Origin of the sequence: Streptomyces sp. NRRL B-24085, assembly GCF_001282115.1 — a bacterium.
In the GTDB taxonomy this organism is placed as follows: Bacteria; Actinomycetota; Actinomycetes; order Streptomycetales; family Streptomycetaceae; genus Streptomyces.
In genome coordinates this window covers 13467-28284 of the sequence record NZ_LJBR01000065.1, presented here as the reverse complement: position 1 = coordinate 28284, position 14818 = coordinate 13467, and the positions used below count along the sequence as shown (strand labels likewise).

The following is a 14818-nucleotide window of genomic DNA, read 5'->3' as shown; positions in this document are numbered from 1 at the left end:
TGTTCGCGCAAAAGTTGAAAGTTGTTTCGCACTTTTCTCTCGCGCTGTCCAATGAGCAGGAGGAACCATGCAAACAGCTCCACAACCCGCACCGAAGACGACCACCACCTCGACACCCGCGCCGGTGATGCTGCTGCCGCGCCTCATCGAGCGCATGATCACGGACCGTCAGGCGGTGCACGTCAGCAAGTTCCGCACCACCTGCACCGACTGCGTGCCGAACTTCTGAGCACGGCGTCCCGTGTCGGCGGACGTGCGACAGCGTCCGCCGGCCTGCGTGCGGTGCCCGAGATCGTCGAACGGTGCCTGAGCGCCGCACCCTGCGGACTGTGCGTCCTGGCCCTCGACGGCCTGTCGTACGGCGTCGCGGAGGCGGCACTCGCCCACGCCAGGACACGCCCGTTGCGCTCGACGTTCCCGAGCACCTCGACCACCGCCTGGCTGACCGCCGTCACCGGCGCGGCGCCCTCCCGGCACGGCGCCCTCGGCATGGTGTACCGAGCGCCGGGAGCCGACTGCGTCACCCACCTCGTCAGCGGCGACACGTACGCCTTCGGCCCCTGCCCACCGTGCGGGAAACCCTTGCTGCACGGCGGTACCACCCTCTTCGACCGCGTCGTGGAGGCGGGCGGGGACGCCTTCGTGGTCGGCGCCGAACTCGAGCGGCTGACCGGGGAGTGGGCCGCGGCGCTGCTGCACGGCGCCCAGGTCGTGCCGTCGCCGGCGACGGTACTCGACACCGATTCCGTCGCCGTTGTCGAAAGGACCGTGCGCGAGGTCGAAGCCGTCCTCAGGCATCCGTCCGAGGTGCCGTTCCTGGTGTGGGCGTACGTGAACCTCGACGACCACATCCACATGCACGGTTACGACGACCGCCTGCACGCGTCCCTGCGGCTGCTGGACACGGCGGCGAGCCGCTGGGCCGACGCCGGATGGAGCGTGCTCGCGCACGCCGACCACGGCCAGGTCCCGGTCGCACCGCAGGCCGGGCTCCTGGATGCCTGGGCCCGGCTGGACTCCCCCGCGCACTGCCGGATGCCCAGCGGCGGCGCCGGCCGCGTCCGGTGGATGTACCCCCTGCCCGGGCACGAGGGGAAGCTCGCCGCCGCCCTGGGCGACGCACTCGGTGACCACGCGCTGGTCCTGACCCCCGACGACCTGGACGCACGCGGGCTGCTCGATGCGACGCCCGCCGTCCGCGAGCGCATCGGCGCGGTGGTCGCCCTCGCCACCTCCGCGGCCTTCCCCGTGCCCGACCCCACCGTCGCCTGGGAGCACGGCTCCCTCAGCGACGACGAGATGCTCGTCCCCCTCGCGGCCTGGAACGCACCGCTCGCCCAGGACACATAGGCCCCAACTCCGCCCAGACGAACAGGAGATGCCGTGAGCACGGTCGTGTTCCGCAACAAGACCGGTGGTTCGGAAACCCTGCACGCAGTACCGGGTCAGAAGCTCCTCGATGTCCTGCGTCTGCACGGCATCCCGGCCAACGCGGTGCTCTGTTACCGGAACGGGACGGTGATCCCCGAATCCGCGGTCGTCGTCGAGGCCGACGAGGTCGTCGAGGTCCGGCAGGTGCGCCACTACGACCTCGACGTGCTGCGCAAGCCCAAGGAGCAGGTCTATGCCGCGCCGGATCCCGTGTACTCCAAGTCCGTCCTGTTCGACCACGGCGGAACCCTGGAACGCCGCACCGAGCAGCTCACCGCCGAGACGTTCGTGCAGTACGTCGAGGAGACCTTCGTCCAGAGCATCGTCGCCGGTGGCACCATGCGGGCCGGGGACCGCGCGGTCATCGGGCTGTCAGGTGGCCGGGACAGCGTCGCCTACCTCAAGCTGCTCGAACGCACACGGGGCCGCTGGCCCGAGACGGAGATGACCGCCGTCACCATCACCGGCCTGCCCGACTGGGACGAGCCGGCGACCTTCCAGATCGCGCTGGACGCCTGCGAGGGACTCGGCCTGGATCACACGATCGTGACCGCCGACGACGTGGCCGAACTGTTCAAGCTGCGCGAGCCGTTCGTCGACGTGATGAACAGAGTCGTCGCCGGCGAGCACCGCAACATGAACATGGTGATCGGTCACCAGGTGTTGCGCCGCATGCTGGAGCGGGAGGCCGGGCGCGCCGGAGCCTCGGTCGTCGCCTTCGGTTTCAACGCCGACGACCTGGTGGCCAGCATGGTCACCTGGTTCACCACCGGTTACCGGATGGGCGGCATTCCCGTCCGGGAACTGGGCGATCTGCGGTACGTCTTCCCGCTCTACCGGATCACCAAGAAGGAACTGACCCTCTACCTCGAACTCGTCGCGCCGGAGCTCAACCGGCAGGGCGCCCCGGGCCGCTTCACCACCGGCTCCGACGAACGCTCCTTGGCCTATGCGATGGCCGACCACCTGTACGACCTGTGGCCGGGCATCGACTACTACCTGTTCAACGCCTTCGAGAACGTGCAGCGCAGCCTGCTGCCGGTGGTGGACGACGTGTGCCGGGTCTGCGAGGGCAGGTACCTCCTCATGGAGGGCATGCCCAACCCCGCCGGCCTCTGCGACGTCTGCGGCTTCCTCCACCGGCAGGAGGCGCTGCGGGCGGACGCCGTATGACCCCTGGGGCACGGGGCGGCGACGCACACCGTTCCTGGTACCAGGACTTCTTCGGTGAGGAGTTCTGGGCGGTGGCGGCCCATGAGTACACCGCCGAGCGCACGACTGCGGAGGCCGACTACCTGGCTGACGTCCTCGACGCGTCGGCGACCTGGGCTGCGGTACGGGCCGGCATGCGATGGCCCTGGCAGGGCGGGGGTTCCGCGTCACCGGTGTCGACGTGGGTGCGTGGGCCCTGCGGCAGGCCGCGCAGTCGGCGGCCGCGGCCGGAGTGGAGGTGGAGTGGCTGCACCTCGACCTGCTGCGTGAACAGAGCTGGCCGGTGGGCGAGTTCGACGCGATCGTCTGTGTGCAGTCCTTCGGCTGGGGCAGTGACGCCCAGCAGTTGAGGCTGCTCCGGGAGGCCCGCCGGGCGCTCGTCCCCGGCGGGCTCCTCGTGCTCGACCATTCCAACGTCCTGACGATCGCGAGCCACTACGTACCCGAAGCCACTTTCGAGACCGAGGGGTTGCTGGCCGTCTTCCGCCGTGACTACCGCGTGGTGTGCGGCCGCAGCACCGGTTCGATCGAGGTGCGGCGCGGGGACGCGGAACCGGTGATCGTCCACGATGACGTTCGGCTCTACCAGCCCGCCGAGGTACGGGACCTGCTGGTCCGCGCCGGCTTCGAGATCGAGCGCGCCGACGCCGACTTCACCGTCGGCCGCCAAGCCGCACTCACGACTCGCTACGTGCAGTTCGTGGCCCGCAATCCCCAGGCCGCAGACACCACCGCGATCAAGAGGTGGGAAGAGCCCCCCGCCGGAAGGCGCACGGAACCCGCGGCGCCAGGACCGGCGGACGCGGTCGTTCCCGGGGATCTCGTGGACCTGCGCTGGTCGCCCGACGAGATCGACTTCGTCCAGCCCTCGGTCGACCGCGCCTTCCGGACAGTCAGCTCCGGCGTCGCACGGGCCTATCACGTGACCGACCCCTACGCCGCCGCACAGGCCGCGCCGGTGCTCTCCGAACACTTCGGCCTCGAACTGCCCCCGGACACGGTGACAGCCGGGACCGGAGCCACCGGTCTGCTGCACGCGTGCGCGGCCCTGGCCCAGCCGGGTCCCGTGCTGTACCTGAGCGGCGGGCACCCCGACCTGCCGCGCTGGGCCGCGCGCTTGGGCAGTGAGGCGATCGTGACCCGGCCCGGGAATCTGACGGCCGACCTCGACCGGCACGCCCCTTCGGTCCTCGTGCTCGACCGCCCGACGATCGCCGGGGACCTGTACGGCAGAGAGACGCTGGACGAGATCGCGCGGGCCGCCCGCGCACGCGGCACGACGGTGGTCCTCGACGAGGCCTACGCCGTCTACGCCGGGCCGGACGCCAGTTGTGTCCCCGCGGTCGCCGAGCACGACAACCTGATCGTCCTGCGCAGCATGTCCAAGGGCTACTGCTGCGGCGGGCTCAGGGTCGGGTTCGCGGTCGCCGCGCCCGTGCTGACCGGGCGGCTGCGGGAAGTCCTGCCACCGCTGGGCGCAAGCGGCTTCGGACTGACGGTCGCCCTCCGCCTGCTGGCGCAGGGCGACATCTTCGCCGGCCTGCGAGCCAGGATCGCCGAGGTGAAACCGGAAGTCACGACGCTGCTGCGGGGTGCGGGCCTCGCGGTGACGGAGGGAGATACCTGTCTGCCATGGGTGACCGCACCGGCGCACGACGCGGGCAGAGCCGTGCTTGAGCGGTTCGGGCTCCGTGTCAAAGAGGTACAGGGGCAGGACATGCAGGGCTCAGGAAGGCAGGTCGCAAGTCGCCGCCCGCGGGATGCAGGTGGTGCTGATCGGGAGCTGTCGGACGCGGAAGGCAGTGGCTCGATCTTCAAGATCTCCGTTCCGCTGTCGGACGCTCGGCTGACGGCCTTCCGTGCGGCTTTCACCCGGGGCGGACTGCATGCGTGACCTCGGTGAGGTGAGCTCTCCGGGCCTTTCGAACAGCCTCAGTGGTCCAGGCGGCCTGAGCGGTCTGGTCGGTGGCATCCACCACGAGATCGACGCCGTCGAGGCGATGGGATGGGTGGCCCGGCTGGCCGGATGGGACCGCTACCAGGGATCGGCGGGGATCGCCGAGGCGGCCGAGTTCGTCGCGGGCGAGGCGGAGCGCGTGGGGCTGGCCGACATCGAGGTGCTCAGTCTGCCCGCGGACGGCAGAACCGCGTGGTGGACGTACACCGCTCCCTCGTCCTGGACACCACGCGCCGCGCATCTGTCGCTCAACGGCGCTCCCCCGCTTGTCAGTTACCCGGCACAGCCCTATGCCCTCGCCGCGAACTCGGCGGCTGCGGAGGGTGAGGTGCCGCTCGCGGTGCCGCAGGATTCCCGCTGGCCGCCGGGCGCACTCGTCCTCGTCGGGCCGGCGGCCGGCCTCGGCGCCGATCTGTTCACGCGGATGCAGGCCGAGAAGGCACGCGGGTTCTGCGTGACGGTCCATGCCGACGGCATCGAGCAGTCGGGCCGCGTCGAACTGCCCGGCGGCAGCTGCCTGTTCGGCTTCAGCGTGCTCCCAGCCCAGTTGGACGAGCTCCTGCGTGCGCACCGGCGGGGCATCCGGGCCCGGGTGCTCGTCGACGTCGACACCGGTCCCCGGCGGATGCCGGTCGTGGTCGCCCGTACCCCGTCCGGCCGGGAGGAAGCAGGCGACGCGTGTCTGCTCAGCGCCCACCTGTGCCATCCGGCCCCGGGGGCCAACGACAACGCCTCGGGTGTCGCCGCGGCACTGGCGGCCGGGCGCGCGCTGGCGGCACGGCCGCTGCGTCGTCCCGTCCGGTTCGTATGGGCACCGGAGTTCGTGGGCCTGGCCGCCTACGTCCACCAGGCGGTCGAGGAAGGCATCCGACAGCTCCCCGCGATGGCGGTCAACCTCGACATGGTGGGTGAGGACCAACGCCGTTGTGGCGGCCCGCTGATCGTCGAGTACGCCCCGGAGTACCTCCCGCACTACGCCAACGCCCTGGTCGAAGCATGCGTGCGAGCCCTTCCGCCCGCCGCGCGTTCCTACAGCGGTGCCGTCGGCTGCGACACCTGGGCCTGGCGTACGACACCCTTCGTCGGCGCCTCCGACCACGCGATCCTCGCCGACCGGGCGATCGGCTGCCCCGCCGTACAACTGGGGCACTGGCCCGACCGGTTCAACCACTCCGGTGCCGACTCGATCGACAAGGTCGATCCGCAGGAGCTGCAAAGGTCCGCAGCGATCGCGGCGTCCGCGGCCGCCGTCGTGGCGACGGCCGACGAACGCGACGCCGACCTCATCGCCCGACTCCTGACCCGCTGGACGGCCCGGCGTATGACCGCCTGCCTGCCGCCCGCCGACGGGCCGGACCCTGAACGGTGGGCCGTCGCCCGGCTCACCCGCCGCTGGCACTACGGCCGGGACGCCCTGCACACGCTGCGCCCCCTCGGCGCGAACCCGCGCATCCTCGACGGACAGGCGGAACTCCTTGCCGGGCTGCACCGCACCCTGTCATCCGCCTCGGACGACGGTCTCGCGGAACAGCGACCGCCGTCACCTCGCGGCCCGGCCCTGCGCAGAAACTGGCCCGGCCCCTTCAACCTTCGAGCGCTAATGGCAGCCATGACGGAGAAGGACCGCCGGTGGCTCCTGCAAGAGCTGACCGCGGACCGCGGCGGCTGCTATGCCGCCGCGATGGCCCTCGCCCAAAGCATCGACGGCAACGCCGACGCCGCGGCCGCGATGCTCATCGCTGAACTGGACTCCGGTGTCCGCCCGAGAACGGCAGGCTTCGGGGAACGCTTCCTGGCGGCGATGGCCACGGCCGGCTGGATCGAGGAGGGCGGCGCAGCCGTGCTCGGGGCGGACGGCTCGGCAGCGACGGGAGCGGGACGGACGCACGAGGGGGACACGGCATGAGCACGTCTCAAGTCCGGGTCGAGGTACACGAGTCCGTTAAGAGCCTCGACACCGCACAGTGGCAGCGGGTGGTGGCCTCGGCCGGCGCCCCCGTCCACTACTCCCCCGCGTACTTGCGCGCCTACCAGGACAGTCCGCTCAGCCCGTACGCCGCCGTCCGCTATCTGACGGCCGTCGACGCCGGGCGGATCGTCGCCGTGCTGCCGTGCTACCTCGACAAACAGGGCGACCCGTACGGCTTCCTCCAGGCTGTCGGCATCCCCGAAGCGAACGGCACGGCGCTCCTCGGACACAACTGGTACTGCTACGACACACGTGTCCCGGTGCTTGCGACGAACACGGAACACCGCGACCGGGTGCTCGCGGCGATGCTGGACGCCTTGGCGGAGCTGGGGAACCGGGACGGCGCACGAGCCACGGGCCTCGTCAGCGTCGCGGAGGGTGACCCGCTGCTCGGTGCGGCCCGCCGCAAGGGGTGGCGGGTGGCCCCGATCGTCACCCGCTTCCAACTCCCGCTCCAGGGTGTGGCGACGTACGACGACTATCTCGCGACCCTGGGACCCAGGACGCGTCGCACGATCCGCCAGTACATGCGGCGCGCGGCCGATGCCGGGGTCACGGCGTCCGTCGAATCCCCCCGGCCGGACTTCCTGCGCACCGTCTGCGATCTCACCCGCCGCACGGCGGCCAAGTACGGCAGCGCGGACATGTATCCCGAGAGCGCCTTCATCGACTTCGTCATGGCCCTCGGCGACCATGCGCGTGTCGTGCGCGTCGACGTGCCCGGACGGACACTGGCGGCCGCGGTGGTCCTGCTGGACGACCAGCGCCTGCACATGTGGGTGGGCGGGACCAGCGACGCCACCGTCCACAGCTTCAGCCCCAACTACCTCCTGTGGGCCACCGAGATCCGCGCCGCCGTCGAGGCGGGCAAGCAATGGGTGGAGGGGGGCCGGAGCAACCGGCCGATGAAGGAACGCCACGGCATGAGGCCGCTGCCGCTGTACGCCTGCGTCGCCCCTGAGTGAACCTCGACCTGTCTCGCAGTCGTGGCGAAGCCCTGCGGCTGTTCCCCCATCTGCCGACCCATCTGCCGTGCGGACTGCCGCCCACGACGGCTGCGTACCGCATTCTTTAATGCGATGCGTACGTACCGACCTTGAGGTGGGTGTATGCCAAAGGATGCATCATTACTGGTCACTTATGACTACGGCAGCCTTTCTCCGGTCCGGCTGGCCGAGGCCGCCGAGCAGAACGAGTCCGATGTCGTGTTCGTCACCACCGGCTCGGAACATGCTCGGGAAATGACACCCGCGTTGGAAATGGTCGGGTCGGTCATCGACACGACGGGCTTCGACGACTCGGAGATCGTGGCGGCACTGGAGCCTTTCAAACCCTCCGGCATCGTCACTTTCAGCGAGGGAATGATCGTGCCGACCGCGCGACTGGCACATCTTCTGGAGCTTCCCTATCACTCGCTCGACGACGTCGGAGCCATCACCAGAAAGGACCTCCAGCGGAGGAGACTTGCCGAGCAGGGTGTCGATTCGGTCCGTTTCCACGAGGTGACCCGGGTGGAGGAGGTCGGCGCGGCACTCGACCGGGTCGGTCTGCCCGCGATCGTCAAGCCGACCACCGGCGCCGCGAGCAAGCACACGGTCTCGGTCACCACCGAGGCACAATGCGCGGACGCCGTCGCCCGCATCCTCGACGGCACGGCATCGCCGCCCCGGACCGCCATCGTGGAGGAACTCCTCGTCGGGCGCCCGGTCGACGCCCCCTGGGGCGACTACCTCGCGGTCGACTGTGTGGCCGACGGCGAGGACGTCCGGCCGCTCTTCGTCACCAGCAAGTTCGCCCTGGCCGAGCCGTATCGCGAGCGCGGCGGCTACGGACAGGCGTCGACGGTGCCGCAGGCCGAGCTGACCGCCGCACAGGATCTCGCCTGCCGCGCGGTCGGCGCACTCGGCATCCGCACCGGAATCGCCGACGTGGAACTGAAGCTGACGCCCGCCGGTCCCAGGGTGATCGAGGTCAACGGCCGGCTCGGCGGGTGGGTCGATGACCTGGCTGTCCGCTCGGCCACCGCGGACCCCGCCGACACGGCCGTCAGGGCCGCGCTGGGCAGGCCGCCCGCCCCGGCGGCCGCGCGATCCGCCGAAGCCGTCGCCTTCCACTACCTGGTGATGCCCCCGGTGACCGCCCACCGCGTGCGCGAGGTCCGGGAGGGCCTGTTCGCATTGCGTGAGCGGCCCGAGGTCGAACGCGTCACCATCACGACCCGTCCCGGCGCGAGCGCCGACTGGCGCGACGGTACGGACGGCGGTGTGGCCGCGGTGCTGGGCACCGCCGCGACCCATGACCGACTCGCGGACCTCGTAGCGGAGATCGAGTGCATCGACTGGATCGACTACGACTGACATCCGCGTACCGCACCCGTGGCCGACGTGTGCAGGAAACGCAGGCGCGTCCGTGCCGCTCACCGCGTTCGGCTTCACCGACGAAGAGAAGAGAGACATGCCGGTCGCATGGCTGCGTGAGTTGCTCGACAATGCCTCATCGGGCGGATACGCCCTTCCCGCGTTCAATGTCGTCGACGAACTGAGCATGGATTCCGTGCTCTCGTCAGCCGCCCTCGCCCGTTCTCCGGTCGTCGTGCAGGTATCGGTGCGTACGGCGAGATTCTGGAGCCCGAAACTCCTCCGCGCCACGTTCGAGGCCAAGAGGAAACTGCACGGCACGACGGCCGTTCTGCATCTCGACCACTGCGGAGAGCCGGCGTTCCTCCTTTCCTGCCTCGACAGCGGCTGGCATTCCGCCCTCTTCGACAGCTCGCACCTCCCGTACGAGGAAGGGGTGCGGGCCACCCGGCGTGTCGTCGAGGAGGCCGAAAGGCGAGGAGCCGCGATCGAGGGGGAATTCGAGCGCATCAGGCGCGTCGACGACCCGAGTTCCCAGAACGCCGAGGACACCGAGGCGCAGCACCACAGCACCCTCTCCTTTCTCGACAGGACAGGCGTCCACTGCTTCAGTCCCGATCTCGGCACCCGGCACGGCATGCACACCGAGGAACCCGCCGTGGACTACGGGCGGGCACGAGAGCTCTCCGCGCGGGTGCCGGTGGTCCTGCACGGCGGCAGCGGGTTGTCCGACGCGTGTCTGCGCAAAGCCGTGGACAGCGGCGTGACGAAGGTCAATCTGTCGTCCGTGCTGAAGGAGACGTACGTGGCGGCCGTGCAGGCGTTCGTCCAGGCCTCCCGCACCGAACCTCTCGACCTGGTGAGCGCGGCGCACGGCCGGATCGGTGCGTTGTGCCGCCACTACGCCGAGGTGCTCGGCAGTGCGGGGCAGAGCCGATGAAACGCGGGCTGATCTTCGACTGTGACGGCGTCATCGTGGACGTCGAGATCCAGAGGCATCTGCGTGCCTTCAACCAGGTGTGGGCGGAGCTGGGCATTCCGTGGCGTTGGAGCGACGCCGAGTACCAGCGCGCGCTGCGGGTGTCGGGGGGCAGGGAACGCCTCAACCTGTTGCGGGACGATCCGCGTTTCCGCACGGTCTTCGACGTCCCCTCCGACCCGGCCGAGTGGCAGCGGCTCATCGCCGCCTGGCATCGGCGCAAGACGCAGATATACGTGGAGTCGCTCAAGGCCGGGAACGTCACGCCACGGCCGGGCGTGCGCCGCCTCGCCGAGGACGCGTTGCGGGCCGGGTGGCGGGTGGCCGTCGCCTCGGCGGGCGCCCGGGACTCGGTGCGCACCCTGGTCGAGGCCGCGCTCGGGACGGAACTCGCGTCCCGGCTCACCCTGATCACCGGTGAATCCGTACGGCGCAAGAAGCCGGCGCCCGACGTGTTCGACGCCACGGCCACGGCGATCGGCGTGCGCCCGGAGCGCTGTGTCGTGATCGAGGACACCCGCAACGGCCTGCTGTCGGCGATGGCCTCCGGCATGACGTGCGTGGTGACGCCCACGAGGCTCACCGTCCACGACGACTTCTCCGAGGCCGCGTTGGTGATCAGTGGGCTGGGTGATCCGGGCCTGCCGCCGGAGGTCGCGCTCGGCGGCCGGGCCTCGCACGGCAACCATCCCTATCTGACGCTGGAGGCGTTGCGGCGGCTGAGCGAGACGGCCGGTGCGGCCCGCCCTGATGTGCGGTCGCTGTTGCGCTGACGGCAGCGGGCCGCACGGACGCAAACGGGCATGACGGACGGGTGCCGGGGCGCAGAGCCCCGGCACCCGTCCGTCACGTGGCGCGTTCAGCCCTCCGGGCGGAACTCCCGGTCGCCTGCCAGCACGACGTTGAGCAGTACGTCGGCGCCCGCGACCAGGTCCTCGGGCGCGGTGTACTCCTCGGGCACGTGGCTGACCCCGCCCCTGCTCGGTACGAAGACCATGCCGCTCGGAGCCACCCGGGACATCCATTGCGCGTCGTGCCCGGCCCCGCTGGGCAGGCTGCGGTGCGCGTGGCCGAGGGAGTCCGCGGCGTCGACGGCCAGTTTCCGCAACCGCTCGTCGCACCGCGTGGGCGTGACCCGCTGCTGCGGCGAGAGGGTGATCGTCGTACCGGTGTCGGCGGCGATACGGTCCGACAGGGCGCGCAGGCGGGCCAGTCCCTCGTCGATGGCCGCACCGTCCAGGTCCCGCAGATCGATCTGGAGGCGTGCCTCGCCGGGGATGACGTTCCAGGCACCCGGCACCACCCGGCACTGGCCGACGGTGGCCACCCGCACCACCCCTGACGGCCCGGCCAGCTCGCGCACCCCCAGCACGGCCTGCGCGGCCGCGACCAGGGCGTCACGGCGGGCGTCCATCGGTGTCGTTCCGCCGTGGCCGGCCGCTCCCCGCACCACCAGTTCAACGGTCTGGCGTCCGCTGATGCCCTCCACGACACCGATCCGGGCGCCCTCGCGCTCAAGGATCGGACCCTGCTCGATGTGGGCCTCCAGGAAGGCGGCGATCGACCCGTGCGGCCAGCGGGCACGCCCGATCCGGGCGCTGTCGCCGCCCGCGGCGTCCAGGGTCTCGGAGAAGGGACGGCCGTCCGCGGTGCGCGCGTTCAGTTCCCGCTCGTCGACCAGACCGGCCACCGCCCGGGAGCCGAACATGGGCGAGGTGTCGGGGGTTCCCTCCTCGTTGGCGAACGCGATGACGGCCACGGGGTGTTCGAGCTCCACGCGCCGGTCGCGCAGGCTCTGCACCACCTCGACGGCCGCCATCACGCCGTACGCCCCGTCGTAGGCCCCGCCGCCCCGGACGGTGTCCAGGTGGGAGCCGAGGACCAGGGCACCGAGTTCGGGACGCCGGCCGGGCGCGGTGCCGATGAGGTTGGCGGCCGCGTCCACCCGGACCCGCAGGCCGGCCTCGCGCAGATAGCCGGCCGTGGTCTCCCGGGCGCGCAGGTCTTCCGGGGTGAAAGCGGGCCGGGTGACACCGCCGTCGGTGGTGCCGCCGAACGTGCGCAGCTTCCCCAGGCGGTCCGTCAGGCGGTCGCCGTCGACGTGGATCGGGCCGGCGCGCAGGGGCGAGTCGAGCAGGGCCATCATGTCTCCCGGTTGGCTGCGGTGTCTGCGGTCAGGTGGGCGGCCAGCCGGGCGACGGTCGGATACCGGAACAGATCACGGATCGTCACCGCGTGGTCGGTCGTCTCCCGGATACGGGCGCCGAGCCGGATGGCGAGCAGGGACTGGCCGCCGAGCTGGAAGAAGTTGTCGTCGACGCCGACGGGCGGGCACTGGAGGATCTCGGAGAACAGCCCGCACAGCTTCTCCTCCAGCGGGGTGCGGGGGGCCGGGCCCTGCTCCGCCGATGCGGCCGGGCGGGGCAGCGCCGAGTGGTCCACCTTGCCGTGGACGGTCAGGGGCAGTTCGTGCAGGACGGTGAACGCGGAGGGCACCATGTACGGCGGCAGCAGCCTGGACAGGTGGTGCCTGGCCTCGTCGACGTCGACGGCCTGGCGGGTCCGGTCCCTTGGGACCAGGTATGCGGCGAGCCCGCGTCCGCCCGGCAGGTCCTCGCGCAGGGTGACCGCGGCACGGGCCACCTCGGGGAGGGCGACGAGAGCGGCCTCGATCTCGGCCGGCTCGATCCGGAAGCCCCGCAGTTTCACCTGCCGGTCGACTCGGCCGGCGAAGGTGAGGGTGCCGTCGGACTCCCTGCGGGCCAGGTCGCCGGTGCGGTACATCCGGCTGCCCGGCGCGCCCTGCGGATCAGGCAGGAACCGCTGGGCCGTGAGCCCGGGCCGTCCCACGTAGCCGCGGGCCAGATGGGATCCGCTGACGTACAGCTCGCCCGTACCGCCGGGTGGCACCGGACGCAGGGTGTCGTCCAGGACGTACAGGCCGGTGTGACGCATGGGTGTGCCGAGATGGAGCCGCAGCGCTCCGCGTAAGTCCGGGGCGAACGGCTGGAGGCTGCAGAAGACGGTGGTCTCGGTGGGGCCGTAGGCGTGCACGACCGTGGTGCCGGGGCAGTGCTCGCGCACCCGGCGGAGCGCACTGACGGACAGCACGTCACCGCCGGTCGTCACGTCCCGCAGGGGTGCGAGTGCCGCCGGGTCCTCGTGCGCGATGGTGTCGAACAGCGCCGTGGTGAAGTAGGCGGCGGTCACCTCGTTCCGGGCGATCACGTGCTTCAGCTCGGCGACGTCGAAGTGCTCCGGGCTCCACACCACCGCCCGGCCGCCCTGGACCAGGGGCACCCACAGCTCGTAGGTGGAGGAGTCGAAGCCCAGCGGGGAGTAGGCCAGCACGCGCGCCTGCCGCTGCGGGTCCCAGCAGGGGTCGGTCACGAAGTCCACGATGTTGCGGTGGGTGTTGGCCACGCCTTTGGGCGTGCCGGTGGAGCCGGAGGTGTACATCACGTACGCCAGGTGCTCGGGGTGCGCGGGAGGGTCGGGCAGCCGTCGCGGTGCCGGGACGGGACCGGAGGTCGGGCCGACCTCCTCGACGGGAGTCTCCCCGGCCCAGCCGACCACCGCGGCGGGACCGTCCGTGAGGAGCAGGACGGCACCGGCGTCCTCGACCATCCAGCGCAGGCGGTCCTGCGGGTGACGCCGGTCGAGCGGCAGGTAGGCGCCGCCCGCCATGAGCACCGCGAGCGCCGAGACGACGAAGGACACCGAGCGGTCCATGAGCAGGGCCACCACGTCCCCCGGCCGCACCTCCCGCGCGGTGAGCCGGTGTGCCAACTCCCCGGCGCGGGAGACGAGTTCGGCGTAGGTCAGCTCCTGGCCGACGTGTGTCACCGCCACCGCGTCAGGCGTGCGGGTGGCCTGCCGTACGACGAGTCCGTCGACCGTCCCGGCCGTACGGGAGGTAACGGGGACCATCACGGCGTGCTGCCCCCCTCGTCCCGGGCGCCGGGGGCGCCGTCGAGCAGACACCACTCGAGGACGGCCATGGCGGCGGTCATCTTGTGGAAGGCCTGCCGCCAGGCCAGGCTGCGGGGGCCGTCGAGCACCTCGTCGGTGACCTCCTGTCCGCGCACCGCGGGCAGGTCGTGCAGGAAGACGGTGTCCGGTCCGCCCACCCGGTCGAGGAAGGCGTCGTCGATGCGGAAGCCGTCGAAGGCGCGGATCCAGTCGGGGTCCTCCTTGGGGACCCCCATCGTGCGCCAGCGGCTGGTGTAGACGGCGTCCACGGGTCCGGCCACCCGGGCCGGTTCGGTCTCCTGGGTCACGAGCGAGCCGTCGCCGATCTCGTCGAGCGACTTGAGGTGTTCGTCAGGCACCGTGTAGCCCTCGGGGCAGAGCAGGGTGAGACGCAGGCCGGGGGTGAGTGCCGCGGCCAGGGCCAGGGCTCGGGCCGAGCTGTTGCCCTCGCCGACGCACAGCACATGGCGGCCGGAGAGCTCGCCGAAGTGCTCTGCGAGCGTGGTGAGGTCGGCGACCGCCTGAGTGGGATGCTCATCGAGAGTGAGCGCGTTGACGACGGCCAGGTCGCCGGCCGCGGCCAGGTCCCGGAGCTCCTGGATGTCCTCGTTGGTGCGGACGACCAGGGCGTCGAGGTAGCGGCTCAGTGTCTTGGCGGTGTCCTGGAGGGTCTCTCCCGTGCTGATCTGGAGGTCGTCGGGGCCGAAGGCGATGGCGTCGGCCCCGAGGGCGACCGCCGCGCCCCAGAAGGCGGTGCGCGTCCTGGTGGACGACTTGCGGAAGTAGATGCCGACCCGGCGGCGGTCCAGGGTGCGCTCGGGTCCGGCGGAGGAATCGGTCCGTTCTGCGAGCCGGACGGCGCGGCGTACGAGGTGCGCCAGGTCGTCCGGGCGGAGGTCGGTGAGCGAGATCAGATGGCGCATGGTTGATCGGTCTCCTCT

At 71.3% G+C, this 14818-nt stretch carries 12 protein-coding genes and 1 pseudogene; 10 read left to right on the top strand and 3 right to left on the bottom strand.

Translation table 11 applies throughout. The features are described from left to right. The first annotated feature begins 67 nt into the window (after positions 1–67). The 10 genes and pseudogenes from AOJ26_RS43425 (at position 68) to AOJ26_RS09890 (ending at position 10678) form a co-directional block, all read left to right on the top strand. Positions 68–229, top strand: a complete 162-nt coding sequence (locus AOJ26_RS43425) for a hypothetical protein (RefSeq protein WP_159044250.1) — start codon at positions 68–70, stop codon at positions 227–229. 53 nt (positions 230–282) lie between these two features. After that, complete coding sequence (locus AOJ26_RS09925; protein WP_053847855.1) at positions 283–1350, top strand: alkaline phosphatase family protein; 1068 nt, start codon at positions 283–285, stop codon at positions 1348–1350. 33 nt (positions 1351–1383) lie between these two features. Continuing rightward, positions 1384–2604 carry a hypothetical protein gene (locus AOJ26_RS09920; protein ID WP_053847854.1) on the top strand — a complete coding sequence of 407 codons (1221 nt, stop codon included), beginning with the start codon at positions 1384–1386 and terminating at the stop codon, positions 2602–2604. 145 nt (positions 2605–2749) lie between these two features. Beyond that, a pseudogene (locus AOJ26_RS45055) lies at positions 2750–3265 on the top strand (class I SAM-dependent methyltransferase); the annotation flags it as partial. 69 nt (positions 3266–3334) lie between these two features. Beyond that, positions 3335–4537 carry an aminotransferase class I/II-fold pyridoxal phosphate-dependent enzyme gene (locus AOJ26_RS09915; protein ID WP_324613976.1) on the top strand — a complete coding sequence of 401 codons (1203 nt, stop codon included), beginning with the start codon at positions 3335–3337 and terminating at the stop codon, positions 4535–4537. After that, the gene (locus AOJ26_RS09910) at positions 4530–6506 is read left to right on the top strand and encodes a DUF4910 domain-containing protein (protein ID WP_053847852.1); all 1977 of its coding nucleotides are present in this window, start codon (positions 4530–4532) and stop codon (positions 6504–6506) included. Before AOJ26_RS09915 ends, AOJ26_RS09910 begins: the two co-directional genes overlap by 8 nt. Then, positions 6503–7534 carry a GNAT family N-acetyltransferase gene (locus AOJ26_RS09905; protein WP_053847851.1) on the top strand — a complete coding sequence of 344 codons (1032 nt, stop codon included), beginning with the start codon at positions 6503–6505 and terminating at the stop codon, positions 7532–7534. Before AOJ26_RS09910 ends, AOJ26_RS09905 begins: the two co-directional genes overlap by 4 nt. A gap of 144 nt (positions 7535–7678) precedes the next feature. Then, entirely contained in the window at positions 7679–8926 is a 1248-nt protein-coding gene (locus AOJ26_RS09900; RefSeq protein ID WP_078959819.1) for an ATP-grasp domain-containing protein, read from the top strand. A gap of 97 nt (positions 8927–9023) precedes the next feature. Beyond that, positions 9024–9866, top strand: a complete 843-nt coding sequence (locus AOJ26_RS09895) for a class II fructose-bisphosphate aldolase (protein WP_143663538.1) — start codon at positions 9024–9026, stop codon at positions 9864–9866. Next, complete coding sequence (locus tag AOJ26_RS09890; protein WP_053847848.1) at positions 9863–10678, top strand: HAD-IA family hydrolase; 816 nt, start codon at positions 9863–9865, stop codon at positions 10676–10678. Before AOJ26_RS09895 ends, AOJ26_RS09890 begins: the two co-directional genes overlap by 4 nt. Before the next feature lie 86 nt (positions 10679–10764). Here the strand turns inward: AOJ26_RS09890 and AOJ26_RS09885 are convergent, their stop codons facing one another. Genes AOJ26_RS09885 through AOJ26_RS09875 form a run of 3 tightly spaced genes read right to left on the bottom strand, consistent with a single transcriptional unit; the run spans position 10765 to position 14800 of the window. Further along, positions 10765–12051, bottom strand: coding sequence for a Zn-dependent hydrolase (locus tag AOJ26_RS09885; RefSeq protein WP_078959818.1), 1287 nt, complete (start codon positions 12049–12051; stop codon positions 10765–10767). Beyond that, complete coding sequence (locus tag AOJ26_RS09880; protein ID WP_053847846.1) at positions 12048–13835, bottom strand: non-ribosomal peptide synthetase; 1788 nt, start codon at positions 13833–13835, stop codon at positions 12048–12050. The genes AOJ26_RS09885 and AOJ26_RS09880 overlap by 4 nt, the downstream gene beginning before the upstream one ends. Beyond that, positions 13835–14800: an ornithine carbamoyltransferase gene (locus AOJ26_RS09875; protein WP_053847845.1), complete on the bottom strand. Its 966-nt coding sequence runs from the start codon at positions 14798–14800 to the stop codon at positions 13835–13837. Before AOJ26_RS09875 ends, AOJ26_RS09880 begins: the two co-directional genes overlap by 1 nt. Positions 14801–14818: the final 18 nt, after the last annotated feature.

Bases quoted from the DNA above. Each gene is read 5' to 3' on its own strand.
- AOJ26_RS43425 (WP_159044250.1), top strand. From the start codon at position 68: ATGCAAACAGCTCCACAACCCGCACCGAAGACGACCACCACCTCGACA.
- AOJ26_RS09910 (WP_053847852.1), top strand. From the start codon at position 4,530: ATGCGTGACCTCGGTGAGGTGAGCTCTCCGGGCCTTTCGAACAGCCTC.
- AOJ26_RS09905 (WP_053847851.1), top strand. From the start codon at position 6,503: ATGAGCACGTCTCAAGTCCGGGTCGAGGTACACGAGTCCGTTAAGAGC.
- AOJ26_RS09900 (WP_078959819.1), top strand. From the start codon at position 7,679: ATGCCAAAGGATGCATCATTACTGGTCACTTATGACTACGGCAGCCTT.
- AOJ26_RS09895 (WP_143663538.1), top strand. From the start codon at position 9,024: ATGCCGGTCGCATGGCTGCGTGAGTTGCTCGACAATGCCTCATCGGGC.
- AOJ26_RS09890 (WP_053847848.1), top strand. From the start codon at position 9,863: ATGAAACGCGGGCTGATCTTCGACTGTGACGGCGTCATCGTGGACGTC.
- AOJ26_RS09885 (WP_078959818.1), bottom strand. From the start codon at position 12,051: ATGATGGCCCTGCTCGACTCGCCCCTGCGCGCCGGCCCGATCCACGTC.
- AOJ26_RS09880 (WP_053847846.1), bottom strand. From the start codon at position 13,835: ATGGTCCCCGTTACCTCCCGTACGGCCGGGACGGTCGACGGACTCGTC.
- AOJ26_RS09875 (WP_053847845.1), bottom strand. From the start codon at position 14,800: ATGCGCCATCTGATCTCGCTCACCGACCTCCGCCCGGACGACCTGGCG.